The organism is Dielma fastidiosa (assembly GCF_000313565.1).
Taxonomy (GTDB): Bacteria; Bacillota_I; Bacilli_A; order Erysipelotrichales; family Erysipelotrichaceae; genus Dielma; species Dielma fastidiosa.
Genome location: NZ_HE578932.1, coordinates 97174 through 123315, shown reverse-complemented (window position 1 = coordinate 123315; position 26142 = coordinate 97174). Strand labels below are relative to the sequence as shown.

The following is a 26142-nucleotide window of genomic DNA, read 5'->3' as shown; positions in this document are numbered from 1 at the left end:
TAGTACCTCCGATTCCCTTAGATTATATCATAGATCATGAAATCTAAGCTTACACTATTGTAATACATCGATAAAACAAGAAAAAAGCGGTACCGCTTAGTGTACCGCATCCTTCAAATTTTATAAAGCTACATCCAGAGTTGAACCATCAGGTCCTGGTGTTTCTTTTAAATAATCAACAATTTTCTGCTTAGCATCCGGTTTGCTAGGTTTGCAAAGACTTACTGTCTTCACTTCCCCATTCACCAATGCTTCCGCCAGACCTGAACAGCCGGCAAAACCGCAGCCGCCGCAATTATAACCAGGCAGCATTGAAGTTACCGTTTCCTGACGAGCATCAACTTCAACCTTTAAAAACTTATCAGCAACACCCAGTCCAAGACCAAGGAGTGCGCCAAGAATCAGCATTGTTAATACAGCTTGTAACATAATGTTTTTCCTTTCTTAACTTTCGTGAACTGGATTATTCCCGCAGGAAACATCCTTACAGCCCTTGCAGCTGACTTTCAAATCCTCGCAGCCCTTTGGAACCGGTGTCTTATGGTTCAAATAATAGAGCAGCGCATAGATTGCGCCTAAAGCCGCAAAAAGCAAAACCGCACTTAACATCTTAAACCAGACCCGCTAATCCGCTGAATGCCAGCGCCATTAAACCAGCAACGATCAAGGCAATCGGATTACCGACAAACGGTGCCGGTGTCTTTGCACTTTCAAGACGTTCACGAATTGTTGAGAAGATGAAAATTACCAAAGTGAAGCCAATAGGAACACCTAATGAATAAACAATCATCTGTGAGAAGGTAAAACCATTTGAAATATTCTCTAAAGCTACACCTAATACTGCACAGTTAGTAGTAATCAACGGCAGATAAATACCTAATGATTTATACAGTGTCGGTGAATATTTCTTGATCACCATTTCAACTAACTGCACGAAAGCGGCAATTACCAGAATGAAAGTGATCAAATCCATATATTCAATACTGAATTTCACCAGAACTAAATGATAAATCGCATAAGTAAAGATCGAAGATGCAAAGATAACGAAGGTTACAGCTGCACCCATTCCAAGCGCACTGCTGGTTTTCTTGGAAACACCCATGAAAGGACAGATACCCAGGAATTTGTTTAAAATAATGTTATTGATCAATACTGAACCAATAAATAATGTAAATAATTCTCCCATATTGATCTCCTTTCTACTTTCCTAGTGATTCAAGCACAGTTTTAACTGCTTTAGTTACTGAATCACTGGAGAATGTTGCGCCGCTTTGTACATCAACTTCAAAATCAGAAGAAGCTAAACCTTCAAACTGATTAAAGAATTCTACATTGTTGATTGCATCGCCGATACCCGGAGTATCTGCGAAGGTATCAATTTCAACGCTCTTAACTGAGCCTGAAGCTTCATCAACAACGATCTTGAAAGTATTTTCAGCACCGCCGGTTGTAGCAGTAAAGCCAGGTGCAGATACGATATAGGTCGTTTCGCCGTTTTCACTGCTTTCTGACAGGATGCCTGTAGCTGTTTCACCGCCGTTAACCGGTTCAGAATTATCTGGTTCAACCGGTGTTTCAGCTTCCACAGCCGTATTGACATTGAATTCACCGCGTACTGCGATTACTGCAACTAACGCTAAAACAACAACACCTAAACCAATACCCCAATTCTTTTTATTCTTGCTGGCTTTGTAAGCATTTAAAGCAGCTGCCAGACACGCAAAGGTAATAAATGCGCCGATTGGATCTTTGAATAAAGAGATTGTATATTCTGCCGGGAAGAATTCTGCCTGGAAGAAAATTTGTGTCGGATTAAATGGATTTGCGAATGACAGCATACCTGTAGCCAGCAGCTGACGGATCGTAGACATTGCCAATAAACCAAAAGTATAGCCAAGTCCCATGCCCAGACCATCTAAAGCTGAATCAAGCAAACCATTCTTGCTGGCAAACGCTTCAGCACGGCCTAAGATGATGCAGTTAACAACGATCAGCGGCAGGAAGATGCCTAATGCTGTATACAGATCTGTCGCATAAGCCTGTACCAGCATTTGAATAATTTTAACTAAGGTTGCGATAACGACAATATAAACCGGAATACGGATTTCATCCGGAGTGATCTTGCGGATCGCGGAAATGATTACATTTGACATAATGGTTACCAGAATAACGGCAACCCCCATACCAATGGCATTGTTCAGGGTAGTAGAAATAGCCAGTGCCGAACAACAGCCGAGATATAAACCGAAGATTGGGTTTTCACGAATGAAACCCGCTTTAAAATTCTCTAAACGTTCCATTGTTTTGCCCCCTATTTCGTAGCGTTGTAGTATTCTACAACTTCTTTAAGACCATTAACTGTTGCCGTAGAAGAAACCGTAGCACCAGACAATGTATCGATCTTAGTATCAATTGGCTTGCCGACAAACTGATCATAGAATTCAGCATCAGAAACACGGCTGCCAAAACCGCTAGTATCGTTATTTTGCAATACTTTGTAACCATCAAAGTTACCATTTTCACCGATAGCGACAAGATAGATCAAGCTATCCTTGAAGCCGGTAACAGATACTTTATAAATCATGCCTTTGCCAGCTGCTTCATAAGCACCGATAATGCTGCCAGTATCACCGCTTAATTCAACTGCTTTGAAATCAGCACCCGGATAAATCAATTCAAGATTTGCCTTTTCACTGGCAATCGCACTTTCCTCAATAATCGGTGCTGTAACCGCGTTAACAGCTGCCAAAGCACCGCCGGCGATTGCTGAAATCAATGCTAGGAATACGGTTAAATGAAGAATTTTTTTCATATGATTCCCTCCTATTCAGCAAGCGCTGTAAGTACAGCCTTGATTACTGATTTTGAAGTATAAGTAGCTCCGGATACGACATCACTAACCATTGTGTCAGCGGTTGCTCCTGCAAACTTACCTAAATAATCAGCCGTAGTTGCCTGATCGCCGATGGATGCCGTATCAACAAACTTACTGCATTCAACACTGACAACCGCTTTATTTGCATCAACCACAACCGTGAACTCATTGAGATCACTGCCGCCGTTGATTGCCGCGAAGCCCTGAGCATCTACGGTATAAGTCGTTGTACCGTCGCCATTATCCTTGCTATCTTTCACACTTGCTTCAATCTTTTTCACTAATTCGTCATCGGCGATACTCACTTCCTGTTTAGCGCTGAAACCGGCATCCATGCCATGAGCTTCCATAGCCGCTAAAACCGCGCGCACCGCTGACTTTGATGAATAAGTCGCACCTGACACTGCATCCACTGTAAAATCTGCCGCATTAACGCCTGCAAATTGTGCGAAGAACGCATCATCATTAATCTTATCACCGATTGTCGGTGTATCATTTACTTCAACAGCCTCAACCTTTACAACCTCATTGCTGTCATTCAAGGTAACCTTGAAGATATTGGCCTTTTCGCCGCCATTCATAATGGCAAAGCCATCAGCCTGAACAGTATAAGTAGTTTCGCTGCCATTAGTCTGAGTATCAGTTACTTCAGCCATTAAGGTTGCGACATATGGATCAGAAATACCATTGATCTTAACTGCCGCTTCAGGTGCACTTGGAACATTTGTATCCGCTGATGCACTGGCCGGTTCAACAACGCTGATTGCCAGCAGACAAGCTGCCAGACCAACGACTGCCGTAGAGGCAAACATTTTAATCGCTTTTTTCATTGTCTTGCGCTGTTCGCCGTCTAATGCACGTTCAATCATCGGTGACAATGAGTTCATAATCAGAATTGAATATAAAACGCCTTCAGGAAGATTCGCTTTTACACGGATCAGCACCGTCAGGATACCGCAGCCTAACGCGAAGATACAGCGTCCAGCCGCTGAAGTCGGTGATGTTACCGGATCAGTTGCCATAAATACAGCACCGAAGAATAAACCGCCGCTTAAAATATGATAGAACGGATACCAGATACCAGCACCAGTAAATAATGCGATGCAGGCTGTCAGTACAAACACCGTTGAGATATAAACTGTTGGTACACGCCAATCGATAACCTTGCGGTATGCTAATACGATACCGACAAGACCAATCAGCAACGCGCTTGTTTCACCAAGAGCCCCTGGGTACATACCGATAAACAGATTGCCCAAACCGCCTACTGAATCAAGCAGCTGATTTGCTAATGAAGCATCGGTCACTAACCAGTGATACTGACCTGCCATCAGCGTAGTCGGTGTCACAGAAGTAACGATGTCCGTTGTAGAAGCAGTGAAAGCAGCAAAGATAATTGCGCGTCCAACGGCTGCCGGATTAAAGATATTCTGACCAAAACCGCCGAATACCAGTTTACCAAATAAAATTGCCATCGCACTTGAAATAGCAACTGCATATAATGATGTACTGATTGGCAGCATCAAAGCAAAAATCATTGCTGTGATGAATGGGAAAGATGTTTTAATAAAATTCAATACATTCTGCTTTGTAGCTAAAGCCCAAAGCACTTCAACGGCACATGCCGAAACTAAAGATACAAGCATGATCAGCAGTGCCTGCGTCACATATGCGCCGCCATACTGAGTTCCATAATAGAACAGTGAGAACGCATAGACAACCAGCAGACCGATGGCCAGTTCACGCATGATTTGCTGAGTTGAAAGCTTGCATTTATAGTTAGGTGCCGGATTAAAAGTAAATTTCATAATTGACTCCTCCTACTTCTTGCTAAATGCCATATAGGCACGCTTAGCTCTGCGCATTGTTTCTGTAACAGCAATCTTAGAAGGGCATACATACGTACACATACCGCATTCAATGCATGATGTGATCTGCAGCAAGCCGATTCTTTCCATGTCTTTAGATTTCATCGCCTGAGAAATCCGCACTGGCTGCAAGCCTGACGGACAATGATCCGAACAGCGTCCGCAGCGCAGACAGGCAATTTCCTGAGCAGGCTTATTAAGCTGTACAGTTAATGCGTTGTTCTGACGTTCAACCGAAACCGCATCCGTAGTCATGGTAGCACCCATCATTGGGCCGCCCACCGACAGCAGAATATCTTCACCAGCATAACCGCCGGCTGCCTGTTCAACAACTTCGTGCATGGATGTACCCATACGAACTAACGCATTCGTCGGTTTCTTAACGCCGTCACCGGAAATCGTCATCACCCGGGATACGATTGGTTCACCCTTAACCATGGCTTTACCAAACATATAAGCCGTTGTCGCATTATTGACAACCGCGCCTACCTCACCTGGCAGACGATCATAATCTTTACCGGTAATCTCGCGCACTAAAGTACGTTCCCATCCCATTGGATAAACATCAGGAACTTCACGTACCGCAACGCCTTCAACACCCTTTAATTTAGACTGAACAAAAGAAATCAGCTCTGGATGTGATTTCTTGATAGCAATTGCAACATCCTTCGCTTCAGCCATCTTTTTCATCGCTAAAATACCTGTCAGCATTAAATCAAATTCATGCTCTGTCAAGTAATAGTCAGAAGTGATGAACGGTTCACATTCAACCGCATTAATAATCAAAATCTGAACATCCTTGGCAAATTTATATTTGATATAAGCTGGGAAACCAGCGCCGCCGCAGCCAATAATACCAGCATTCATCATAAAGTCGATAAGCTCTTCTCTTGATGCGCTCTGCCAGTCAATCGTACCAAACGGCTGACATTCCGTATACAAACCATCATTCTCGATTACGATGTGATCAATTTGCTTTAAACTCTGGTGCATCTTTTTCTCGATGCCCTTTACTGTGCCGCTGACACTTGAAAAAATAGGAACGACATTGCGTTCATCAAAGACAGCGATCTTTGTTCCGACAGCTACTTTATCCCCCTCGGCAACCAGCACTTTCGGGTTTTGTGCGGCCCCGGCAAACAAAGGAATACTCACTGTTTTACCTGGATCGACAACAAACAGTTCTGATGCTTCTGTTAAATCTTTGTGACCATTGATATGCTCGCGCATTGGCCCCTTAAACAAAGACATATTTTCACCTTTCCTCTCATTTTTACTATGTGAATTTTTTAAAAATTCGCACCCTTAATATTATAACACAAATTAAATTCATGAAAATGGAAAATTAATAAATTCTCAACTGTTTCTAAAAAAACTCATTAAAAAAACATTTCAATAATGGGATATTTTACAATTTTCATCGAGTTCAGCGCTTACAATCATGAATGACTTGATGAATCAAAATCAGAAAAACAATTTAGTAATTTTTTCACAAATGAATCGGTACAAAGACACCCTTGTTTTGATGCAACTATTTTGTGTTGTCAGCCGCAATTATGATATAATAAACAACGGTGATAAAAAATGAAAAAAAGTTTAATCCTGCTGATGAGCCTGCTGCTTATCGGCTGTAGTGCTGAACAAGAACCGGTTAAGGAACAGAGCCGTTATAACAATCAGACATTGGATGCCGGATTTGATACTGTAATTTCATTAATTGCTTATGCGGATGATGAAACACAGTTTAATGAATATTTTGATCTGGTGCGTTCTGAGTTTAAACGCTACAATGCCCTGTTTGATAAGTACAATGATTATGAAGGTGTAAATAACATCAAAACAATCAATGACAACGCGGGTATTCAGCCGGTAAAGGTTGATGATGATATTCTAGAAATGCTTGAATTATCAAAACAGTTCTCTGAATTATCCAATAACAAGTTTGATATTACGATGGGCCCTGTGCTTGAAATTTGGCATGAATACCGTGAGGCAGGCATCAGCCTTAATACTGAGGGACAGGATGCGCCGGTTCCGTCAATGGAAGAATTACAGCAGGCCAAAGCTTGTGTCGGCTGGAATAACGTTGAAATTAACGAAGCGGAAAGCACCGTTTATCTGAATCAAGCATGCGCAAGCCTTGATGTCGGTTCAGTAGCCAAGGGCTTCACGGCTGAAAAGGTTGCCCAAGAGCTTGAAGCGAGAGGTTTAACCAGCGGCATCCTTAACGCCGGCGGCAATGTGCGGGTGATTGGCAGCAAACCTGACGGCAGCGCATGGAATGCTGGCATTCAAGTTCCGGATCTCAATGGCATCAACGGTACCTTAGGCGTACTGCCGCTTTCCGGCAAACAATCATTAGTTACTTCCGGTGACTATCAGCGCTATTATTTATCAAATGGTGAATTGATGCATCACATCATTGATCCTGATACACTTTTCCCTGCCCGTCATTCACGCGCTTTAAGTGTAGTCACGGATAATTCAGGAGTTGCCGATATTTGTTCGACATTGCTTTATACGATGGATTATCAAGAAGCCAATGAAATGATAGAGAAAATCCGTGATTTAGGTTATTCATTAAGTGTAGTTTGGGTTTATAACAGCGATGATGAAATCCCTGAAGGCAAAAAAGAATTTAAGTATCTTGATTACATCATAGTAACAAGTGATGATATTGAAGACATCTTCACGGTTTCCAAATAAATGTCCGGTCAAATTTGACCGGCTTTTTTATATAGAAAAGGAACCTACACATGGTAAGCTCCTGATCATTGCTTTAAGTAAATTAATTCCTGCTCATCAATCAAAATCGGTATCACATCGCCGACCTGATGGCTGTATTTTCCCTTATTGAATTCAAGACGCAGCGTCGTATATTCATTTTCATGATGCACATGAATCGGATGAACCAGATAAATCCTTGAAAAAACATCATCGATGACTGCTTCAATACGGCATGGAATTGAATGCTCAGCCTCCCTGATGCGGATCGTATGCGCTCTGACCCCGATATAAGCACATGGCTGTTTCATGGTAAAAGGCAGCTGCCAGTCCACAGCAACTCCCGCCTCCACTCTTGATATATTCTTACAGCCTGTCAGCAGACATGCCGAAAGCGTTTTGGGATCTTTAAATAATTCATCCTTAGTATTCATTGATTCTACATCGCCCTGATTCATGACAACAATTGAATTACAGAGCCGATAAATCTCTGAACGATTATGTGAAACTAAAAGCACATCTCTTTTAAAAACCTTAAAAAGCCTCATCAGTTCCTGTTCACACTGCCATTTCAAATATTCATCTAATGCGGAAAAGGGCTCATCCAGTAAGATAATTTCCGGATCGCTGATCAGCATGCGGGCCAAGGCTGCGCGCTGCTGCTGACCGCCTGAACACTGATGGGGATAGTGATCAGCTAATGCACGGATATAGAAGCTGTCAAGCAAGGCCTCAATCCGAGACTGAGCGGCTTCCTTTGGGCCATGATATGCCATTTTCAGATTTTCATATATTGTCATATTCGGAAACAGCGCATAATTTTGGAAAAGATAACCGACACGGCGCGCCTGCGGTTTTAAATTGATTCTACGTTCTGAATCAAACAGTACACGGTCATTAAGAATAATTTTACCGCGGTCAGGCTTAATAATGCCCGCAATACATTTCAAAGTCATCGTTTTCCCGCAGCCGCTGGCTCCCAGCAGACCCAAAATATGATCCTGATCATGAAATTTAACCTTTAAAGTAAAATTCCCGACTTGTTTTTCAATATCAACCCACAAACTCATTGCAGATTCCCCGCTTTCTTCCGGCTCAGCCAGCTGTTCCATGCATTGACAGATAAAATGGCGGTAAATGAGAGGGCAACAATGACAAGAACCCATTTAAAAGCCAGTTCCCGATTGCCGCTTTGAGTTGCTGAATAAACCGCCAGCGCCATCGTTTGAGTACGGCCCGGAATATTGCCGGCAACCATGATCGTTGCACCGAATTCGCCCATTGCTCTGGCAAATGACAAAATCGTTCCAGCAACGATACCCGGCAGACTATTAGGTAAAAGAATTTTCATAAATATGGCGGTTTCACTGATGCCTAGCGTCCGCGCCGCCGCAAATAGATTCTCATCCACCTGTTCAAAAGCACCTAATGCGGTACGATACATCAAGGGGAAAGCCACAACCGTTGACGCAATGACAGTTCCTCCCCATGAAAAAATCACGGAGAGATTCATCGTTTCAAGCAGCTGACCAATCCATGAATTCTTACCAAAAGCCAGCAGCAGAAAGAAGCCTACTACAGTGGGCGGCAAGACCATCGGCAGCGTAAAAACAGCGTCGGCTAAGCTTTTAAAGCGCTGACGTTTTAAGACGAAATAAGCCGCCAAAATGCCCATTACAAAAGCGAAGGCCGTTGCGAACAGCGCTGTTTTAATCGATATAAATAACGGTGATAAATCCATTATTTTGCCAGGGCAAAGCCATATTTAGTAAATATTGCTGCCGCTTCTTCACTGAAACAATAATCGATAAAGGCTTTAGCGGCCTCTGGCTGCTTGCTGTCCTTGATCATCGCTATCGGATAAACAACTTCCTTGTGAGATTCAGCCGGCGCCACAGCTGCAACATCAACCGCATCAGAAATAGCCGCATCGGTCGCATAAACCACACCGCAGTCGGCTTCACCATTTTCAATCCATGTCAATACGGTGCGCACATCACTGCCATACACCGCTTTAGCACTTACCGCGTCCATGATTTCATAATGCTTGAAGATTTCTTCTGAATACTGGCCTACCGGTACTGAACCCAATTCACCTAAAGCAATCTTGGCAACCTCATCCTTAGTAACATCAGTAAACGAACTTAAGCCAAGCGGATTACCTTTAGGCGTAATTAATACAACTTCATTCACTAATAAATCTTTTCTTGTATCCTTATCGATCAAATCCTTTTCATCGAGGGCATTCATCTGTTTCTGCGCGGCGCTGATAAACACATCGGCAGGCGCTCCCTCTTCAATTTGACTCTGCAGAGAGCCGCTTGAACCAAAGGTAAACGTCAAGGTTACATTGGGTGCCGCAGCCTTATATAATTCCGCCAATTCAGTTAAACAATCCGTCATGCTGGCAGCCGCTGAAATCAACAGCTCTGTGGGTTTTGCAGCATTGTTTTCATCCTCATTAGGTGCCGGGTTGGCCGTGCAGGCACTCAAGCATAACATACCAGCTAATAAACCCATCCATAGCTTCTTCATCAGTTAGTCCTTTCTCGCGCAGTTAACCGCGTCGCCTTTAAGAATTTCAAGACCATGCTTTAATTCCGGCAGAATGACCTCAAGACACTCCCGCACCGCTTTAGGACTGCCGGGCAGATTAACGATCAGCGTCGACTGACGAATACCTGCCGCCGAACGGCTCAGCATAGCTCTTTTGGTGATTTGCATACTAAACGCGCGCATCGCTTCCGGAATTCCCGGCACTTCCCGTTCAATTACATCACGGGTTGCCTCCGGCATGCAGTCACGCATCGAAAAACCAGTACCGCCGGTAGTTAAAATCAAATCAGCCTGATGCTCATCACAGATTTTTTTCATTGTATCGGCCAGCATCTGACGCTCATCTGGAAGCAGCAGCATTGTTTTAACCTCATACCCCGCCGCTTTCAGCATCTCGCTGATTACCGGTCCGCTTAAATCCTCACGCTCGCCGCGATAGCCGGAATCGGAGGAAGTGATTATTGCGGCAGATAGCATGTCATTTCATCCCCCTCTTTGATTACCCCGCCATGCAGAACACGGGTAAAGACACCCTCTCTTGGCATGATACAGTCACCCATCTTCTTAAAAATCTCACAATGTGAATGGCACTCCTTACCGATCTGAGTCAATTCAAGAATCACATCGTTGCAGCGAAACAGCGTACCGATCGGCAATGATTTAAAATCATAACCCTCAACAACGATATTTTCACCAAAAGCACCATCCTTAACATCGGCTCCCTTGGCGTTAAATTCCTTGATTCGGTCATAAGATAACAAGCTTACCTGGCGGTGCCAATTGCCGCCGTGGGCATCGGCTTCAATACCAAAGCCCTCCACCAGCTTAGCCTCATGAATGTTGTGTTTTTGTATACCTCGTACATCACTTGTACAAACTGCAATTACTTTTCCCATTTTATCCCTTTCTAGCCGCCAATCTGCGACATCATACGCGTTTCTTTTTTACTGTCCTTCGCACTGCTTTCAAAATGATGACTCAGCGGTTTTTGAAGAATGGTCTGGCGAATCGCCGCAAGCATTTCCTCATCGCTGCAGCCGGCATCAAGCATCGCTTTCAGATTGCAGCCGGCATCATATTGCAGACATGTCTTAAGCATGCCGTCAGCTGTCAGCCGCACACGGTTGCACTGTGAACAGAATTTATGTGACAAAGCGGCAATAAAGCCGATTTTGCCCTTAAAGCCAGCCAATGTATAATACACACACGGCCCATTGCCCAATTGCTTATCATAAGGTGTCAAAGAACCATACTTAGCTTCTATACGCGCTGTCAGCGCCGCCTGAGAGAGACCCTTTAACGATTGTCCCAACCCGATTGGCATCAGCTCAATAAAGCGCACATGAATATTTTTATCCTTGGCCAGCTCAATCAATGAATAAAAGTCTTCATCACTGCTGCCGGCCAGCGGCACCGCATTGATTTTCACATTTAATGAAGTATCCGCCGCTTTGCGCAGCGCCTCTATCACTTGATCCGCACCTTGAAAACGCGTGATTTTTTTATAAGCTTCTTCATTGGTCGTATCTAATGACACATTGACAGAACTGATACCGGCATCAATCAGCTCATCCAGCTTCTCACTCAGCAATAAGCCATTGGTGGTCAGCGTGATGTTATCGATACCTTCAATCTGATTAATGGCTTTAATCAATGCCGTGCAGTCACGGCGCACTAACGGTTCACCGCCGGTTATCTTGATTTTATGTACACCCAATTGGGCAAATAATTTACAAAGATGCAGAATCTGTTCATAGCTTAAAATCTCATCATGTGACAGCTGGCAGACTCCCTCTTCCGGCATGCAGTAGATGCAGCGCAGATTACAGCGGTCAGTAATTGAAATCCGCAGATAATCAATGGTTCTTGAATATTCATCAAGCATCTTCATCACCCAACAGTGCCGTATTGATGAAATGACCGCTCTTGCCGCCGGTTTTTTCAACCAGACAGATTTCAGACAGCTTCATCGTTTTATCAATGGCTTTAGTCATATCATAGATTGTTAAAAGGGCTACGCTCACACCGGTCAGCGCCTCCATCTCAACCCCTGTCTTGCCGGCCAGCTGGGCGGTGCAGACAGCCTTGATATAGCCGGCTTCCTGATTGATTTCAAAATCAATCCCGCATTTAGTAATCGCTAACGGATGACACATTGGAATCAGCTCAGAAGTCTTTTTGACAGCCATGATTCCTGCCACTCTGGCAACCCCCAGCACATCACCCTTAGCGGCGCTGCCCTCAACAACGGCCTGCATCACCGCTTCATTGACATAAATCAACCCTTGCGCAACCGCGCAGCGCTGTGTGATATTCTTTTCTGTCACATCGACCATGACGGCATTGCCGGCACCGTCAAAGTGCGTTAATTTTTCATTCATAATTTTCCTCCAGCATGACGATCTTCACGGTTTCCCCCGCTTTTAAGCCTTCGCTGCCTGCCGCAATATCAATCAAACAGTTACAGCCAAGCATACTCGCCAGCATGCCTGACGAATGTTTATCACTGTTTATCATGACCTCACCCTTAACCGCTTGAGCGCGGATAAACCGCCGATTGCCGCTGCGCTTTTGAAACGGCTGTTTTAAAATTGCCGTTTGACGTTTAGGTACAAGCGCTTCATTGCCGCTCATGACTGCCAGCAATTCACGGCCCATCAGATCAAAGGTAACTAAAGCCGCAAACGGATTGCCGGACAGTGATAACAAAGGGCAGCCCTCAACCATCGAAAACATCGCCGGGGTGCCAGGTTTTAGCTTAACCCGCCAAAATAGCTGTTCAGCATCAAGCAGCTGTACCACTTTGTGAAAGATATCCTTATCACCTACGGAAACACCGCCGGTTGTAATGATACAGTCACACTCCTTCATCATCGCTTTGATTTTCGCGCTGACCGCTTCAGCCTCATCACAGACAAAATCCGCAAGCACCGGTTTCATCCCCAGTGAGGCAAGCACACTTGTCAGCAATGTCAGATTCGTATCATAAATTTTACCCGGTCCAAGCGCACTGCCCGGCTGAACAATTTCACTGCCGCTCACCAAAAGTCCTACCCGAACAGCATCATATACCATGATTTGATCAATACCCATCGAGGCGATGATGCCTAAATGTACCGGTCCCAACCGCTCACCCTTATGAATCATTACCGTTTGGGCCGTATAATCTTCACCCTTAAAACAAAAATTTTCATAAGCTTTCATCGCTTTAGGAAGCATTATCTCCTGGTCATCCCATGTACAATCCTCAAGCCGGATTACACAGTCACAGCCCTCAGGAATCGGCGCACCGGTCATGATGCGAACCGCTTCCCCTTCCTTAACATATCCCTCAAACGCTTCACCGGCATAGACACAGCCGATGATTTTCAATTTTTTGCCCGCTTCACTGCCAGCGTGGTTAAAGGTAAAGCCATCAAGCGGTGAACGGTTAAAGGGCGGATTGTCAATGGGCGCAATAAGATCTTCCGCAAGCCGATAATTAAGTGCTTCTGTGATCGGCAAGCGTTTGATTCTTGACACTGGCTTTGCATGTTTGCGAATCAATTCAACAGCGTGTTCTAATTCAATATTCTTTTCCATCTTATTTACCAAAGCCGCAGTTAGGGTATGTACATACCGGACAATTCAGACACAGGCCGCCCTCGCCATAAGCTACAAAATCCATTTTATTCAGCTTCACACCAGCAGCAATTCTTGGCAGAACTAAATCAAAAATCGTTGCCTTGGCATACATGACACAGCCCGGCAGACCCATGATTGGTTTATCATCATCAAAATAACCTAAAGCAAACATCGCACCCGGCAACACCGGCGCACCATAGGTAACCATCGCCGCACCGCTTGCCTTGATAGCACCGGGTGTCTGATCATCCGGGTCCACACTCATACCGCCCGTACAGCAGATCAGATCCACCTTAGGGCGCATGCCCGCAATCGCCTTTACAATTGCTTCCTTATCATCATCGACGATACAATGCTCACTGACTTCAATACCATACGCTTTTAGCTTTTCAATAATTACCGGCGTAAAAGTATCCTTAATTCTGCCCTTAAACACCTCACTGCCGGTAGTAATAATACCAGCCTTGAGCGGCTTAAAAGGTACTAAAGATAAAAGCGGCTCAGCACCGGCGGCATTTTCCGCGTCCGCCATCTGACTTTGGGCAATGACTAAAGGAATCACCCGCGTACCCGCCAGTTTATCACCCTTTTTCACCGCTGTATTGCCATGCCGTGCAGCAATCATTACCTCATCCACGCTATTCACTGCCATTAAACGCTTAGAATCAACCTGAAACAAACCGTCACAGGCAGCAATGATTTCAATTTTGCCTTCTCTTACTTCACTGCGTTCCATATGCTCATTGATGCAGAGCTTACAAAGAATCTCTGCCGCCTCATTTTCATGAAGCATACCAGCTTCCTTTTCCCAGACATAAAGATGTTCCTTACCAATTGAAAGAAGTACGGGGATATCTTCTTCCGTAACGATGTGCCCTTTTCTAAAAGCCGCACCCTTTTCTACATCCTTAACGATTCGGGTAATATCATGGCATAAAACATGACCAGCCGCCTCACTCGTTTTGATTAATTTCATATTTTCTTCTCCTATAAAGTTCACAGCTGTCAGCACTGTGATTTCATCAATTATATTTAAAAAAAGGCTGTTTTACGCATTTTGAGCGCAAAGCAGCCTTAAGCATCATCTGATTACCAGACGTCTTTAAAATGACTGCTCCTTTTCAAAGATGGAAGGTTTTGCTGTTTCCAGCAAAGCCCTTAAGCTGATGCTTAGGCCAGACATCCGTGGGGGTCTTTAGGATTGAATGGCTCGGAGATCAATTATTAAATTTTAAAACTAGCGGCGATAGCCATATTCACCATATTCAGCACCTTCCGCAAGTGCCTTGGCATATTTTTCAGACATAATGTCTTTGGAATACAGGTAAGTAATGTTATTTCCGGTAACAACCGTTGCCATATCCGCATATTCCTCATGCTTTTCAAACTGCTCAACCGCACGTTTGATCTGCGGCATCGTATAGAAATACGGATGCAGCGTAAAGTAATCCAGCGGTGTCGGTGACGGATATGTCTTACAGCTGAAACGCACCATCTCGGCAATCGTTTTCGGCAGATTCTTTTCCTCTACGAGCATCGCTATACGGGCATAGTTATCACTCATATTGGCATTGGAATAATAATACACATCTTTATCACCTTTAATGGATACAATATCCGCACATGATTCTGTTTCACGCATTTCCTGAAGCAGCGTCTCAAGCGCCTCTTCCTCGGCAGCCAAAGCCGCATATGCGGTCAGCATCGCGCCGGCAGAACGTTCACGGATAAAATCAGCAAGTAATTCAGCCTTCGTTTTTTCCTTCATCTCAGGCTGCGGCATAGCAGCGGCGGCCGCCATCGCTTCCGCGTATGGATCTTCCACCTCCGGCAATGATTCAAGATATTCCATCAGATCTGGTTTCTCTTCAGCCTCTGCCTGCTGTTTTGCGATCATGCGATCTTCATTGTATTCAGAAACTAACTCTGGATTTTCCTCTTCTTTAACAAATCCAGGTTTACGACGACCAAATAACATAACTACCCAACCTTTCTATTCAGCCTATGCAGGAAGCAGACCGCGAGCCGCCAGATCATCAGCCATATAGCCAAGACCTACACGTTCAAGGGTTGCTCTGGTTGGAATACCAGTCTTGACATCCCATCCCATTTCCTCATAGAACATATCCTTCGCAAGTTCCATATCAGCGCGGTCCAGTTTGACCGTACCTTCTTCAAATGCCTTAAATTCAGGCTCTTTATCAAATACCCAGTTACAGATCGTATCATGATCTTCACGCAGATTCGTACTGCCTTCATTAATATTAAATGAAATGGCAGTCATAACACGCAGCATATTAGAAATACGCTCACTTGCTAAATCAACGTCTGCACGTGTCCACTTTTCACCGGTAACCGCACTCATGAATTTCGCATCCAAATCATGGTCACCCTTATAATTACGAGACTTGGCAGGTGATTGTGTCATCGGCCACATCCAGTTGCAGACAGTTGCTGAATCATGCCATTGCTTACCGATAAACGCCCATTTCGCAAGTCTTGCTTTTGAACGGTTCATCGGCGTATATTTCTTAGGCATATCGACACAGCCTTCACCGAATTCATCTTCTAATGTCTTTTTATAAACTTCATAAGGACAGCCGGAACCAACGATATTGATCATATGATGGATCATGCAGTCACGGTTATACATGATGCTGTAAAGCACACCAACCTGGTATACATCTTCAGAACCATGGTGACGAGGATAACCATTGTAAGAAATCGTCTGCATATAGTTGTCATCCCAGAATTCCTGACCGAGATTCCATCTTTCCGCAAGCAGGTAAGTTCCATCACCTAAGTGAGAGATTTCACCTTTCTTAGTAGCGATCTGTTCAATGATCCACCACATCCACTTCGGATTGCCTTCCTTCATTAAATCCCAAGGTACAGCATCATATTCTTCCTTCGGCAATACTCTTTCAAATACGCCGTGCTTATAGCACCAGTTGAATTCACGAAGCAGGTTGCCATAGTTTTCCCAAACACCAAAGTTATCTAACGCGCGCTCACCGGCACCGTTGATGATGATGGAAGCATCGCCTTCATCGACGAAATCTTTGACACCCTCAGGATACCATGTAGTGTTGTAGATGATTGGCATACATGTATTGGATACACGTGTCGGCAGTTCATATTCAGCCAACGGCGCCATTTCATATTCAGCATAGCAGCGTACCGGACATGAAGAACAGCCGCCAACCTTAACCATGTATTTCTGGGCGATATCACCAAAGTCAAACTGACCCTTCATACAGCGGTATGCAATCTTATTGATATCATCATAAGGCTGCTCACCCATATCGATCGGGCCGCCTTCAGCTAATCCCCAAACACGGCCAGGCGCACCAGCCCAGCGGTTATTGCCGCTTGGTGCAGAATATTCTGCCCAGCTTTGCGGAACTGCCGGTACATTGTGGTTATTGTTGCCGCCGATCAGCTCGCGCAGCATGTAATCACATAATTCTTTAAATTCAGCAGGATTAGCAATCTTCACATTGCCAGTACCTCTGACTACCACTGACTTAACATTCTTACTGCCTAATACAGCGGCTGTACCAGCACCCGCAGAATCACAGGAAGAAGTCAGCATACAAGAGTAATTGACTAGATTTTCACCAGCCTGACCAATCGATACAACATCGAAATCAGAACCATTTTCTTCAATCATGATTCTGTTAGTATCAAAGGTTCCCATACCCCATGTATGTTCAGCTGATTCAATGGTTACTTTATCATCATCGATCTTGATATAGACATGGCCGGCAGCCTTACCTTCAATGACCAATGCATCATAACCGGCATACTTGAAGTTATGCGCGATATGACCGCCCATATGACCATCAAGAATTGAATAGCCCTTAGTCCATGCAGATAGCGTCGTAACATTCATACGTCCTGAGCATGGCACACCGGAAGCCGTTAACGGTCCGACGCCAAAAATAATTTTATTGGCTTCATCATAAGCCTTTGTAGTTAATGGTACTTCATCATACATGATCTTGTATGCAAGTCCCATACCACCGATATAATCTTGATATTTTGCTGTATCCTCCGTAGTGATCGAACCCGTTGTCAGGTTGACACGCAGGATTTTTCCAGCCCATCCATAGTTTGCAGACATGAATTAATCCTCCCTTTCTATTTGTGTACTTCCTGAGCAGCAGCTGTTACCTCATCCCAAGGAATGATTGACAGCGCACCGGCAGGACAGCCTTGTACACATGCACCGCAGGCAATACACTTGCTTGACTTGTGCGTTTCAGGATTCACAGTCGGCATATGCCATGGACATGCCTGAACACATGCACCGCAGCCAATACATTTTTCCTGATCTACAACACGGATACCGTTGTCATTGGCATAAATAGCCCCCTGCGGACAAGCATTTCCGCAAGCTGGGTCCTTACACTGACGGCAAGTATCAGGGAAATAAACCCAGTCTTTATTGCCGTAAAGACCATGTTCACCGTTCAATGTAATATTGCGCTGAACCTTAACACGAGAAATATACGTAGAAGCCACACCATCATTTACCAGCGTACAGTTGATTTCACAACGCTGACAGCCTACACACTTGGCAGCATTGACAACCAGCAGTCCCTGCGGCATAGCCCATGTAGCAACTTCACCGTTATCGATCTGTTGCTGAGTGCACCCGAACAAAGAAAGCAATGAAGCGGAAACAGTTAAACCCATTAACCCTTTTCCTGAAATCTTCATGAACTGTCTTCTTGTCATTTCGGTGTCGAGTGCTTTGGAGATTTTCTCCTCAATCTGTTCTGACATTTTTTCTGACATTTTTTCAACCCCGTTCATTTGTCAAAAGTCACTGTGCGATATTTTCACAATAAAAAAGCAGCAGTAACCGCTGTTTGTAAGAAGGCTTAACAAGTTTGTGAAAGTTTTCCCGTATAACCCCACATGCCCTAAAAAGCTCCCCTTAAAACTAATTGTATTATAACCCTTAATGCAATTCACTTCAATAATTTTTTCACATACTTCTCGCTGAATAATCTATTGAGAAAGTTTTCACAGATTGTTCAATTCACTTCCCTGCACCTTGCAATTTCTAATAGGATAAACTATAATTCATGTGTGTGGATATGAAAAACTATCCTTTAAAGGGGTGAAATTATGTTTGGAAGAATTGGTGCCGGAGAATTAATAATCATTTTGATCATCGTTCTGGTTATTTTTGGTCCCAGCAAATTGCCGCAGATTGGAAAATCAATGGGTGAAGCTATTAAAGAATTCAGAAAAGGAACCCAATCCGTAGAAAAAGAAATCAAGGATCTGACTGATCCAGCAAGTGACGAAAAATAGTTACAAGTAGAAAGGATGTACAGCCGTGAGTTCTAACTCGAAGCAGGGTACATTTGTCGAGCATCTTGATGAACTCCGTAAACGTCTGACTCTGGTAATCGTTATCAATTTGATTGCCATGTTTATCTGTTATCAGTACATCGATATTCTGATTCAATATCTGCTGAATCTGAATCCGGGCATGGAACTGATCTATGTCGGACCGTCAGAACTGTTCATGGTGTACATCAAAGTATCGCTGCTGTGTGCCATCGTCTTATGTTCACCGATTACCCTTTATCAGATATGGGCCTTTGTTTCTAAAGGGCTTTACAGCAATGAAAAAGTATATATGCTGATTTCGCTGACACTGGGACTCGCTTTTTTTATCATCGGTGTTATTTTCTGTTATTTTGTTGTCTTACCAATTACCTTAAGCTATTTTGTCAGAATATCCATCAGTGATATTGCCGCAATGATTTCCATTGAACAATTTATGTCTTTCTGCAATCAGATGCTGCTGTGCTTTGGAATCGTATTCGAAATGCCGATTCTTTCTTTTTTGTTAAGTAAGCTTGGTATCTTAAAACCAGCGTTCTTTAATGAAAAGCGTGGTTTCCTTTATGTTTTGATCTTCATTGTTGCCGCAATCATCACACCGCCGGATATTATGTCGCAGATGCTTTTAGGCATACCGATGTGCCTGCTGCTTGAAATAAGCATGTGGATCTGTCGGACGGTTGATAAATTTAATACTAAAAAAATGAATGCTGTCAAAGCGTTATAATCAAGTGCCGATGAAAAGCGGTGCTTTTTTTATGCATTTTTAACCGGTTTATACGACTATTTATGATAGAAAAAAGCGGCATCCGCCGCTTAAGCATTTATTTACTGAATTTCACAAGCCCCATAATCAGCCAGCCGATACCAATACACGTAATTCCTATGGACATTCCTTCTGAAACACCAAAGATGAATTGGGTAGCTTCTGAGGCAGCATCCTGCAGCTGGACAAGCGGCAGGCAGCGCCCCACCAAAAGCAGCAGCAGACCAATGCAGATATGTTTCATCGCTGACAGATCAGCATTGCTTCTCAATACCTCTTTTAAGCTCTGCTCGCTGACTTTTTTCAAGTCTGTCTCTTCAATATCTTTTCCTGCCATCAGCTCATTAACAGAGATATGCAAAATTTCACAAAGTGCCTCATAATGAGATAGATCAGGCAGACATTTGCCGTTTTCCCATTTAGATACCGCTTTATTTGTCACGCCTAAAAGCTGTGCCAGCGCTTCCTGCGTTAAGCCCTCCGCTTTTCGTTTAGCGGCTATATATTTACCAATTTGCTGCAGTTCCATAAAGCACCTCCATGGAATTATTTTACCTTAGAAGTGTGAAAATAGCCATCCACTTATGGTAGACAATAGGTAGAATCAGACTTTCAGCTATCAATACGCCAAACTTTATCAGCCTAGGAAAAAGTATGGGTCTTACTATGCATAGTATATACGTCAATCTGAAACGATGAGCCGGAAATGTCATGATTCTATTTTATTAGATTTACACCCAAAAATATCTAAATAAAAAGCCTGCAGCTGCAGGCCTAATATGTGATTAACCGCGATAGTTGATTCTTTCAACTAATGAACCGTCATTAGCATAGATTTCAGCCATATCATTGACCTGATCCAGCCAGATAACCGCTTTGATTGCATCATCGCCAAAATTGTTGGCATCATAGTCAGATTTAGCAAATACATACATATTATATGTTCCTTCAAGATTTGCCAATACTGATTCAGTATACAGATAATCAGCTAAAGAACGAATCATTTCCGCATCAATGCTGTCACTGTCAAGTACATAATCATAAACTGTATCGTCTTCCTCAAAATAATAGATTTCCATCGGAACATTGAATGCAGCTTCTTCTGTACGTTCATACAGATCACCATCATATTCAAAATCAGCATCCGCGTCAAAAGCCGGACAAACGATGGTTGCGAAATCACCGCTCATTGGAGGCAATGCCTTAACATTGATACTCTTTTCACATTCAGGGAAATCCACATGACCAGTGAAATAATAATCGGACAGATTCACTACCTGAATTCTATACTCATCATTAACCGGATCATCATAATAAACCTCGATGGTCGTATTCGGATCACTGAATACCTTCTGTGCTTCAGTCTTGGCAATTGGCTTTGACTGTAATACTTCTGACATTACTTTATCATGATTTGGATTTAGATAAACGATATCTACACTTTCAAACTTACTGCCAGAGGAACAAGCGCAGAGCAATGCTGCCATGCTTAATACACCTAATGCTTTAAATTTCATATTACCCTATCTCTCCTTGTATATATTGACAAATCTATTTTATCACAAAAAAATTGAAACGTGTCATAAATTACAATAAAAAGCTGACAAACGTCAGCTTTCGGAACTTAATTCTTGCCTAACAGGCGGAACATATTCTTTTTATATACTTCTACACCTGGCTGATCAAATGGATTTTCATCAATCAGATAAGTTGTCATCGCAATCGCTCTGAAGAAGAAATAAGCCATATAACCAAAGCTTTCAACACTCATATCAGGAATTGTGATTTCGATATTAGGAACATGACCTGTTTCAACATGTGCCTCCAAAGTACCCTGACAAGCCATCTTATTTACCCAATCCACAGATTTACCGGCAAGATAATTCATACCGTCTAAATTTTCTTCATCGGCTGGGAAAGTAAGATCCAGAGTTGGTTTTTCAACCTTAATCAATGTTTCAAACAATACTTTATTGCCATCTTGAATGAATTGACCCATAGAATGCAGATCCGTAGAGAAATTAACTGAGCAAGGCAGAATTCCCTTGCCGTTTTTACCTTCTGATTCACCAAACAGCTGTTTCCACCATTCAGCAACCATACTCATCTGAGTTTCATATGAAACAAGCATTTCCGCATTCTTGCCTTGATTTTGCAGCATACGGCGTGCAACAGCATAACGATAAGCTGGATTCTTATCCAGATCAGCAGTATCCAGATCCTTATAAGCCTTGCGGCAGCCTTCAAGCAGCGCGTTGATATCAATGCCGGCAACCGCAATCGGCAATAGACCTACAGCCGTAATAACAGAGAAACGGCCGCCGATATCATCAGGAATCGCAAATTCTTCATAACCAGCCTTATCAGCTAATGATTTCAGTGTGCCGCGGTTGCGGTCAGTTGTCGCAAAGATACGTTTAGCAGCTTCTTCAACACCATACTTAGCTTCTAACGCCTGTTTAAACAGACGGAAAGCCAACGCTGTCTCCGTAGTTGTGCCAGACTTAGAAATAACATTCAGGCATACTTCCTTATTCTTGATATAATCTAAAACCTGAGCGATATACGTTGATGAGAAGGTATTGCCGATAAAGATAATTTCAGGTTTTTTCTGAGCATACAGTCCATTCACCATTTCAATGACCGCGCGTGCCCCTAAATATGAACCGCCGATACCGCATACCAAGAATACATCACAGTTATTGCGGATTCGCTCAGCCGCATCTAAAATACGGGCAAACTCCTCTTTATCATAGTCAAAAGGCCATTCTACCCAACCGGTATAGTCGTTCCCTTTGCCTTTTTTGGTCATCAGCAGCTCATGACAATGCGTTACGCTGTCTTGATAATCTGCGAAATTCTCATTTAAAAATGCGTTTTTAGTTTCTAACTTGATCATCATTTTTCCTCCCGCTTGATCTGATTTTCAATCCATTCATCCAAATGATCAGCCAATACCTGAAAGCCGATCACCATTTTCGGCACCTTTTGTACACGGTGTACTTTCTGCTTCTGACGAGCCATATTGCGGTTCACTGCCTTCAGCGACAGTTTACACTGATTTGTTGACGTATCAATATCAATGACTTTAACCCGGACTTTTTCGCCCACCGTCAGAAATTTCGTCACATCCTTAACATATCCCCTCGATATTTCTGAGATATGAATCAGGCCTTTATGATCTGAGTCCAGATAAACAAAAGCACCATAGGGCTGGATGCCGGTGATAACACCTTCTACAACCTGTCCAACTAAATAATGCATCTATCCACCTCATTTCCCAAACAATTATATCACAAAACAAACTTTCTGTACCTTTATTTAAGGGTAACTTGATCAAAAATTTCATCACTCATCGTATAGATCGTAAAGACATCATTTTCCAAAACCGCATAGGTGGCGGGATTGCCGCCTTTAGGCAGCGTAATGGAGCCAGGATTTAAAAGCATGATGCCATTATCCCTTTTAATGGTTGGAATATGAATATGACCGAACAGAAAGCAGTCACCCGCTTTTAATGCCGGCAGATGATCTGGTGAATAAACATGCCCGTGACTGGCAAAAATGCGATACCCATCCATTAAAAGCACGTTATAATCAGCGGTTATAGGAAAAGCCAGCACCATCTGATCAACTTCACCGTCACAATTTCCTCTGACTGCGATGATTTTATCTTTATATGCATTCAGCAGCTGAGCAGTTAATTTGGGATCATAACCATCAGGCAGTTCATTGCGCGGGCCATGATAAAGCATATCACCCAGCAAAAGCAGCTGATCTGCCTGCAGTTCTTCAAAGCGCTCCAGCAGATGCTGACACGTCTTAGCGCTGCCATGAATATCTGATGCAATTAATAATCTCATAATGAATCCTCCATTTTCTTTACCATTATATCAGACAGCCGCTTCACTGTCATTGAAAAGACCATTCAAAAAGATGTCTTTTCATCCTTAAGATGGTATAATTAAGGTAATGAAAAAGGAGGATATTTTCATGAAACATAAAATCGGACTATTGATAGAAGATATGATACTCTATGAAAGAGAAAGTCAGCGGCGGATCAACCACGCAATGAAAGTATACAGCTTTGCACTGGCGATTGCAGAAAATGAAAACATCAATGCAGAAACGCTTCAAATCATTGAAGCAGCAGCCGTTCTTCACGATATCGGTGTTAAGGAAAGTATCAACAAATATAATAGTACAGCGGGTACCTTTCAGGAAATCGAAGGTCCGGCAATCGCCCGGAAAATCTTAAAGAACCGTGGCTATGAGGCTGATTTTATCGACCGTGTCTGCTACCTGATCGCTCATCATCATACATATGACCGCATCAATGACATCGACCTGCAAATTCTTGTCGAAGCGGATCTGCTTGTCAACATGTTTGAAAAGAGCTATTCCTATGAGACAATCGTCGATCATCGTGAACGTTATTTCAAGACCAAGACCGGATTAAAATATTTGGATAATCTGTTTTTAAGAAATTATTAATCGATCCCTGCACTCAATTGCAGGGATTTTATTTAAAAAGGCTAACAGTGCTGAAACTGTTAACCCATGGTTTAATTTAATAAATCAATGACTTGAGAAAGGCTGTCAATCTCATAGTCCGGCTGATATTCACTCAGATTCTTTAGGTGATCAGGATTGTACCAGACCGTTGTCCAGCCGGCCATCACACCGCCCTTAATATCCGCGCTCAAGGAATCACCAACAAATAAAATTCGTTTAGGATCATGAATTTCTAAAACCTCTTCAACACGCTTAAAGAATTTAGGGTCCGGCTTTTCGGCCTGCAGCTCCTCTGAGATAAATAAATGTTTAAAATAAGGTTCAATTCCCGATTTCGCAAACCGGCGGCGCTGTACATAACCAATACCGTTGCTGGCAATTGAGCATTCAATCTTTTGGGAAACCGTTTGAATCACCGCCATCGCGTCATCAAATAAGATGCCCATTTCAGCCAGATTATTTGTATATTCCATACTGATCTGTTCAGCATCCATCAGCTGATGAGTTGCGGCGGCATATGACGCAAAGCGTTCAACCCTTAATTCAGCCTTCCCGATTTCTTTACGTTCCAGCCGTTTCCACATATCATCATTAATTTTAGAATAAAGCTCATAGCTGCCCAAAGAACAATCAAAGCCATGATTTTCCATAGTCAGCATAAAAGCCTGCTTTTCAGCCGCCTTAAAATCATAAAGCGTCGCATCAGCGTCAAATAATAATTTATCGTAATTCATAGATTCTCCTATTGATATTTCTGCATCAGACATTGTCTGACATAAGGGGTAACAAAATTGCTGAGTTCACCATGAAACATCGCAATCTCCTTAACCGTGGTAGAGGATACAAAAGAATACTCCGGCCGGCTCATTAAAAAGACTGTTTCTACCTTAGGATCAAGCATCATATTCGCAGTCGCAATCTGTAATTCATATTCATAATCGCTGGTTGCGCGGATGCCGCGGATCATCACTTCAGCCCCTAAAGCCGAAGCTGTATGAACCGTCAGTCCCTGACCGATATGAACCTTTACATTGTTTAAATGCGTAGTTTCTCTTTCGATCATTTCCTTGCGTTCAAGCTCGGTAAATGTACATTTCTTAACTCCATTATACATAATCAGTACAATGACTTCATCATACATTGCGCTGGCTCTTTCAATAATATTCAAATGGCCGCGCGTCATGGGATCAAATGTTCCCGGATAAACTGCTTTTCGATTCATTTTATTGTTTCCCTTCGATAATAGCTTATTTTAGTTATGCCATAATATGCCATTTTTTCAAGCTGCATGTCACTGATCTGCTCTGCAAATTCATCTTCCTTACGGCTTTCAATAATGATTAAACCATCAGGTTTAATTAATGATAAAGCACATATCTGACTGATCAGCGCTTCATTCTGCTGTTTAGCATAAGGCGGATCAAGATAGATCAGATCAAACTGTTTATTAGCCTGCGCGCATGCCTTCAGCAGCGCCTCTGCCGACAGCTGAGTGATCTTCGTCTGTTCTTCAATTTTTAAATTCACAACATTGCGCTTAATCGTTTTAGCTGCCGCCGGACTCATATCATTCAGCCAAGCATGATCCATCCCGCGGGAGATAGCTTCAATTCCGATATTACCGCTGCCGCTGTAAACATCAAGCATTTCACCGCCCTGGAAATATGGCCCAATCCGTGAAAATACAGCTTCTTTCACTTTATCAGCCGTTGGCCGGGTATCCATTCCCTCCACCGCCTCTATTTTTCTTGAACGCAGTGTTCCTGCAACTACACGCATAAATACTCCCCTCCCAGCATAAATTATACTATCTCACTTTCCTTCTTATCCGTCAGCATGAATGCGCA

At 43.1% G+C, this 26142-nt stretch carries 31 protein-coding genes, 1 pseudogene and 1 riboswitch; of the genes and pseudogenes, 4 read left to right on the top strand and 28 right to left on the bottom strand.

The annotated features are described in order from the left end of the window. Positions 1–120 precede the first annotated feature (120 nt). The 8 genes and pseudogenes from DAHG_RS17085 to DAHG_RS17055 form a co-directional block, all read right to left on the bottom strand. Positions 121–429 carry a (Fe-S)-binding protein gene (locus DAHG_RS17085; protein ID WP_022939566.1) on the bottom strand — a complete coding sequence of 103 codons (309 nt, stop codon included), beginning with the start codon at positions 427–429 and terminating at the stop codon, positions 121–123. A gap of 15 nt (positions 430–444) precedes the next feature. Further along, positions 445–609: a hypothetical protein gene (locus DAHG_RS21655; protein WP_022939565.1), complete on the bottom strand. Its 165-nt coding sequence runs from the start codon at positions 607–609 to the stop codon at positions 445–447. Position 610: 1 nt separating this feature from the next. Continuing rightward, positions 611–1186: an electron transport complex protein RnfA gene (locus DAHG_RS17075; protein WP_022939564.1), complete on the bottom strand. Its 576-nt coding sequence runs from the start codon at positions 1184–1186 to the stop codon at positions 611–613. 13 nt (positions 1187–1199) lie between these two features. Next, positions 1200–1586 carry an FMN-binding protein gene (locus DAHG_RS21940; protein WP_235696051.1) on the bottom strand — a complete coding sequence of 129 codons (387 nt, stop codon included), beginning with the start codon at positions 1584–1586 and terminating at the stop codon, positions 1200–1202. Positions 1587–1670: 84 nt separating this feature from the next. Beyond that, a pseudogene (rsxE, locus tag DAHG_RS21935) lies at positions 1671–2300 on the bottom strand (electron transport complex subunit RsxE); the annotation flags it as partial. An 11-nt stretch (positions 2301–2311) separates the two neighbouring features. Further along, entirely contained in the window at positions 2312–2812 is a 501-nt protein-coding gene (locus DAHG_RS17065; protein WP_022939562.1) for an FMN-binding protein, read from the bottom strand. An 11-nt stretch (positions 2813–2823) separates the two neighbouring features. After that, positions 2824–4683 carry an RnfABCDGE type electron transport complex subunit D gene (locus DAHG_RS20160; RefSeq protein WP_022939561.1) on the bottom strand — a complete coding sequence of 620 codons (1860 nt, stop codon included), beginning with the start codon at positions 4681–4683 and terminating at the stop codon, positions 2824–2826. A 12-nt stretch (positions 4684–4695) separates the two neighbouring features. Further along, on the bottom strand, positions 4696–5994 hold the full coding sequence (locus DAHG_RS17055) for an RnfABCDGE type electron transport complex subunit C (protein WP_022939560.1): 1299 nt from the start codon (positions 5992–5994) through the stop codon (positions 4696–4698). 333 nt (positions 5995–6327) lie between these two features. Here DAHG_RS17055 and DAHG_RS17050 point away from each other — a divergent pair, with 333 nt between their 5' ends. After that, on the top strand, positions 6328–7449 hold the full coding sequence (locus tag DAHG_RS17050; protein WP_022939559.1) for an FAD:protein FMN transferase: 1122 nt from the start codon (positions 6328–6330) through the stop codon (positions 7447–7449). 65 nt (positions 7450–7514) lie between these two features. Here the strand turns inward: DAHG_RS17050 and DAHG_RS17045 are convergent, their stop codons facing one another. From DAHG_RS17045 to DAHG_RS16990, 12 genes are all read right to left on the bottom strand, one after another. Further along, on the bottom strand, positions 7515–8537 hold the full coding sequence (locus DAHG_RS17045; RefSeq protein WP_022939558.1) for a sulfate/molybdate ABC transporter ATP-binding protein: 1023 nt from the start codon (positions 8535–8537) through the stop codon (positions 7515–7517). Next, on the bottom strand, positions 8534–9208 hold the full coding sequence (gene modB, locus DAHG_RS17040) for a molybdate ABC transporter permease subunit (protein ID WP_022939557.1): 675 nt from the start codon (positions 9206–9208) through the stop codon (positions 8534–8536). The genes DAHG_RS17045 and modB overlap by 4 nt, the downstream gene beginning before the upstream one ends. After that, positions 9208–10002, bottom strand: a complete 795-nt coding sequence (gene modA, locus DAHG_RS17035) for a molybdate ABC transporter substrate-binding protein (RefSeq protein ID WP_026881051.1) — start codon at positions 10000–10002, stop codon at positions 9208–9210. Before modA ends, modB begins: the two co-directional genes overlap by 1 nt. Positions 10003–10005: 3 nt before the next feature. Then, positions 10006–10500 (bottom strand): MogA/MoaB family molybdenum cofactor biosynthesis protein, encoded by a 495-nt coding sequence (locus DAHG_RS17030; RefSeq protein ID WP_022939555.1) that lies wholly within the window; start codon positions 10498–10500, stop codon positions 10006–10008. Beyond that, entirely contained in the window at positions 10482–10919 is a 438-nt protein-coding gene (locus DAHG_RS17025) for an MOSC domain-containing protein (RefSeq protein ID WP_022939554.1), read from the bottom strand. The genes DAHG_RS17030 and DAHG_RS17025 overlap by 19 nt, the downstream gene beginning before the upstream one ends. An 11-nt stretch (positions 10920–10930) precedes the next feature. Then, positions 10931–11908, bottom strand: coding sequence for a GTP 3',8-cyclase MoaA (gene moaA, locus DAHG_RS17020; RefSeq protein ID WP_022939553.1), 978 nt, complete (start codon positions 11906–11908; stop codon positions 10931–10933). Then, a complete protein-coding gene (gene moaC / locus DAHG_RS17015) occupies positions 11901–12404 on the bottom strand; it encodes a cyclic pyranopterin monophosphate synthase MoaC (protein WP_022939552.1) in 504 nt (167 codons plus the stop codon). Before moaC ends, moaA begins: the two co-directional genes overlap by 8 nt. After that, positions 12397–13605 (bottom strand): molybdopterin molybdotransferase MoeA, encoded by a 1209-nt coding sequence (locus DAHG_RS17010; RefSeq protein ID WP_022939551.1) that lies wholly within the window; start codon positions 13603–13605, stop codon positions 12397–12399. The genes moaC and DAHG_RS17010 overlap by 8 nt, the downstream gene beginning before the upstream one ends. A gap of 1 nt (position 13606) precedes the next feature. Next, positions 13607–14623 (bottom strand): molybdopterin-binding protein, encoded by a 1017-nt coding sequence (locus tag DAHG_RS17005; RefSeq protein ID WP_022939550.1) that lies wholly within the window; start codon positions 14621–14623, stop codon positions 13607–13609. A gap of 122 nt (positions 14624–14745) precedes the next feature. Continuing rightward, positions 14746–14875, bottom strand: a riboswitch (molybdenum cofactor riboswitch). Between the two features lie 9 nt (positions 14876–14884). Next, positions 14885–15625 (bottom strand): hypothetical protein, encoded by a 741-nt coding sequence (locus tag DAHG_RS17000; RefSeq protein ID WP_022939549.1) that lies wholly within the window; start codon positions 15623–15625, stop codon positions 14885–14887. Positions 15626–15649: 24 nt separating this feature from the next. Then, on the bottom strand, positions 15650–17773 hold the full coding sequence (locus DAHG_RS16995; RefSeq protein WP_022939548.1) for an aldehyde ferredoxin oxidoreductase: 2124 nt from the start codon (positions 17771–17773) through the stop codon (positions 15650–15652). A gap of 17 nt (positions 17774–17790) precedes the next feature. Beyond that, positions 17791–18450: a ferredoxin-like protein gene (locus tag DAHG_RS16990; protein WP_022939547.1), complete on the bottom strand. Its 660-nt coding sequence runs from the start codon at positions 18448–18450 to the stop codon at positions 17791–17793. A 336-nt stretch (positions 18451–18786) separates the two neighbouring features. On the opposite strand from DAHG_RS16990, the gene tatA reads away from it, so the two are divergent. Beyond that, positions 18787–18975: a twin-arginine translocase TatA/TatE family subunit gene (gene tatA, locus DAHG_RS16985; protein ID WP_022939546.1), complete on the top strand. Its 189-nt coding sequence runs from the start codon at positions 18787–18789 to the stop codon at positions 18973–18975. 25 nt (positions 18976–19000) lie between these two features. After that, positions 19001–19741 (top strand): twin-arginine translocase subunit TatC, encoded by a 741-nt coding sequence (gene tatC / locus DAHG_RS16980; RefSeq protein ID WP_022939545.1) that lies wholly within the window; start codon positions 19001–19003, stop codon positions 19739–19741. Between the two features lie 97 nt (positions 19742–19838). Here tatC and DAHG_RS16975 read toward each other — a convergent pair whose 3' ends face one another. The 5 genes from DAHG_RS16975 to yfcE all read right to left on the bottom strand — a co-directional run bounded on the left by DAHG_RS16975 (position 19839) and on the right by yfcE (position 23643). Further along, positions 19839–20309 (bottom strand): helix-turn-helix domain-containing protein, encoded by a 471-nt coding sequence (locus DAHG_RS16975; protein ID WP_022939544.1) that lies wholly within the window; start codon positions 20307–20309, stop codon positions 19839–19841. 256 nt (positions 20310–20565) lie between these two features. Next, on the bottom strand, positions 20566–21297 hold the full coding sequence (locus tag DAHG_RS16970; protein ID WP_022939543.1) for a hypothetical protein: 732 nt from the start codon (positions 21295–21297) through the stop codon (positions 20566–20568). 107 nt (positions 21298–21404) lie between these two features. After that, positions 21405–22679: a glucose-6-phosphate isomerase gene (locus tag DAHG_RS16965; protein ID WP_022939542.1), complete on the bottom strand. Its 1275-nt coding sequence runs from the start codon at positions 22677–22679 to the stop codon at positions 21405–21407. After that, positions 22679–23044, bottom strand: coding sequence for a CvfD/Ygs/GSP13 family RNA-binding post-transcriptional regulator (locus tag DAHG_RS16960; RefSeq protein ID WP_022939541.1), 366 nt, complete (start codon positions 23042–23044; stop codon positions 22679–22681). Before DAHG_RS16960 ends, DAHG_RS16965 begins: the two co-directional genes overlap by 1 nt. A gap of 53 nt (positions 23045–23097) precedes the next feature. Beyond that, positions 23098–23643, bottom strand: a complete 546-nt coding sequence (gene yfcE, locus DAHG_RS16955; RefSeq protein WP_022939540.1) for a phosphodiesterase — start codon at positions 23641–23643, stop codon at positions 23098–23100. A 130-nt stretch (positions 23644–23773) separates the two neighbouring features. Between yfcE and DAHG_RS16950 the strand changes: the two genes are divergently transcribed. Further along, positions 23774–24274 carry an HD domain-containing protein gene (locus DAHG_RS16950; protein ID WP_022939539.1) on the top strand — a complete coding sequence of 167 codons (501 nt, stop codon included), beginning with the start codon at positions 23774–23776 and terminating at the stop codon, positions 24272–24274. A 71-nt stretch (positions 24275–24345) separates the two neighbouring features. Here the strand turns inward: DAHG_RS16950 and DAHG_RS16945 are convergent, their stop codons facing one another. The 3 genes from DAHG_RS16945 to rsmD are packed head-to-tail and all read right to left on the bottom strand — an operon-like array spanning position 24346 to position 26074. Then, positions 24346–25029, bottom strand: coding sequence for a YjjG family noncanonical pyrimidine nucleotidase (locus DAHG_RS16945; RefSeq protein WP_022939538.1), 684 nt, complete (start codon positions 25027–25029; stop codon positions 24346–24348). Positions 25030–25037: 8 nt separating this feature from the next. After that, positions 25038–25517: a pantetheine-phosphate adenylyltransferase gene (coaD, locus tag DAHG_RS16940; RefSeq protein ID WP_022939537.1), complete on the bottom strand. Its 480-nt coding sequence runs from the start codon at positions 25515–25517 to the stop codon at positions 25038–25040. Further along, positions 25514–26074 carry a 16S rRNA (guanine(966)-N(2))-methyltransferase RsmD gene (rsmD, locus tag DAHG_RS16935; RefSeq protein ID WP_022939536.1) on the bottom strand — a complete coding sequence of 187 codons (561 nt, stop codon included), beginning with the start codon at positions 26072–26074 and terminating at the stop codon, positions 25514–25516. The genes coaD and rsmD overlap by 4 nt, the downstream gene beginning before the upstream one ends. Positions 26075–26142: the final 68 nt, after the last annotated feature.

Excerpts from the sequence above, each read along its gene's own strand:
- DAHG_RS17085 (WP_022939566.1), bottom strand. The coding sequence starts at position 429 with ATGTTACAAGCTGTATTAACAATGCTGATTCTTGGCGCACTCCTTGGT.
- DAHG_RS21655 (WP_022939565.1), bottom strand. The coding sequence starts at position 609 with ATGTTAAGTGCGGTTTTGCTTTTTGCGGCTTTAGGCGCAATCTATGCG.
- DAHG_RS17075 (WP_022939564.1), bottom strand. The coding sequence starts at position 1,186 with ATGGGAGAATTATTTACATTATTTATTGGTTCAGTATTGATCAATAAC.
- DAHG_RS17065 (WP_022939562.1), bottom strand. The coding sequence starts at position 2,812 with ATGAAAAAAATTCTTCATTTAACCGTATTCCTAGCATTGATTTCAGCA.
- DAHG_RS20160 (WP_022939561.1), bottom strand. The coding sequence starts at position 4,683 with ATGAAATTTACTTTTAATCCGGCACCTAACTATAAATGCAAGCTTTCA.
- DAHG_RS17055 (WP_022939560.1), bottom strand. The coding sequence starts at position 5,994 with ATGTCTTTGTTTAAGGGGCCAATGCGCGAGCATATCAATGGTCACAAA.
- DAHG_RS17050 (WP_022939559.1), top strand. The coding sequence starts at position 6,328 with ATGAAAAAAAGTTTAATCCTGCTGATGAGCCTGCTGCTTATCGGCTGT.
- DAHG_RS17045 (WP_022939558.1), bottom strand. The coding sequence starts at position 8,537 with ATGAGTTTGTGGGTTGATATTGAAAAACAAGTCGGGAATTTTACTTTA.
- modB (WP_022939557.1), bottom strand. The coding sequence starts at position 9,208 with ATGGATTTATCACCGTTATTTATATCGATTAAAACAGCGCTGTTCGCA.
- modA (WP_026881051.1), bottom strand. The coding sequence starts at position 10,002 with ATGAAGAAGCTATGGATGGGTTTATTAGCTGGTATGTTATGCTTGAGT.
- DAHG_RS17030 (WP_022939555.1), bottom strand. The coding sequence starts at position 10,500 with ATGCTATCTGCCGCAATAATCACTTCCTCCGATTCCGGCTATCGCGGC.
- DAHG_RS17025 (WP_022939554.1), bottom strand. The coding sequence starts at position 10,919 with ATGGGAAAAGTAATTGCAGTTTGTACAAGTGATGTACGAGGTATACAA.
- moaA (WP_022939553.1), bottom strand. The coding sequence starts at position 11,908 with ATGCTTGATGAATATTCAAGAACCATTGATTATCTGCGGATTTCAATT.
- moaC (WP_022939552.1), bottom strand. The coding sequence starts at position 12,404 with ATGAATGAAAAATTAACGCACTTTGACGGTGCCGGCAATGCCGTCATG.
- DAHG_RS17010 (WP_022939551.1), bottom strand. The coding sequence starts at position 13,605 with ATGGAAAAGAATATTGAATTAGAACACGCTGTTGAATTGATTCGCAAA.
- DAHG_RS17005 (WP_022939550.1), bottom strand. The coding sequence starts at position 14,623 with ATGAAATTAATCAAAACGAGTGAGGCGGCTGGTCATGTTTTATGCCAT.
- DAHG_RS17000 (WP_022939549.1), bottom strand. The coding sequence starts at position 15,625 with ATGTTATTTGGTCGTCGTAAACCTGGATTTGTTAAAGAAGAGGAAAAT.
- DAHG_RS16995 (WP_022939548.1), bottom strand. The coding sequence starts at position 17,773 with ATGTCTGCAAACTATGGATGGGCTGGAAAAATCCTGCGTGTCAACCTG.
- DAHG_RS16990 (WP_022939547.1), bottom strand. The coding sequence starts at position 18,450 with ATGTCAGAAAAAATGTCAGAACAGATTGAGGAGAAAATCTCCAAAGCA.
- tatA (WP_022939546.1), top strand. The coding sequence starts at position 18,787 with ATGTTTGGAAGAATTGGTGCCGGAGAATTAATAATCATTTTGATCATC.
- DAHG_RS16975 (WP_022939544.1), bottom strand. The coding sequence starts at position 20,309 with ATGGAACTGCAGCAAATTGGTAAATATATAGCCGCTAAACGAAAAGCG.
- DAHG_RS16970 (WP_022939543.1), bottom strand. The coding sequence starts at position 21,297 with ATGAAATTTAAAGCATTAGGTGTATTAAGCATGGCAGCATTGCTCTGC.
- DAHG_RS16965 (WP_022939542.1), bottom strand. The coding sequence starts at position 22,679 with ATGATCAAGTTAGAAACTAAAAACGCATTTTTAAATGAGAATTTCGCA.
- DAHG_RS16960 (WP_022939541.1), bottom strand. The coding sequence starts at position 23,044 with ATGCATTATTTAGTTGGACAGGTTGTAGAAGGTGTTATCACCGGCATC.
- yfcE (WP_022939540.1), bottom strand. The coding sequence starts at position 23,643 with ATGAGATTATTAATTGCATCAGATATTCATGGCAGCGCTAAGACGTGT.
- DAHG_RS16950 (WP_022939539.1), top strand. The coding sequence starts at position 23,774 with ATGAAACATAAAATCGGACTATTGATAGAAGATATGATACTCTATGAA.
- DAHG_RS16945 (WP_022939538.1), bottom strand. The coding sequence starts at position 25,029 with ATGAATTACGATAAATTATTATTTGACGCTGATGCGACGCTTTATGAT.
- coaD (WP_022939537.1), bottom strand. The coding sequence starts at position 25,517 with ATGAATCGAAAAGCAGTTTATCCGGGAACATTTGATCCCATGACGCGC.
- rsmD (WP_022939536.1), bottom strand. The coding sequence starts at position 26,074 with ATGCGTGTAGTTGCAGGAACACTGCGTTCAAGAAAAATAGAGGCGGTG.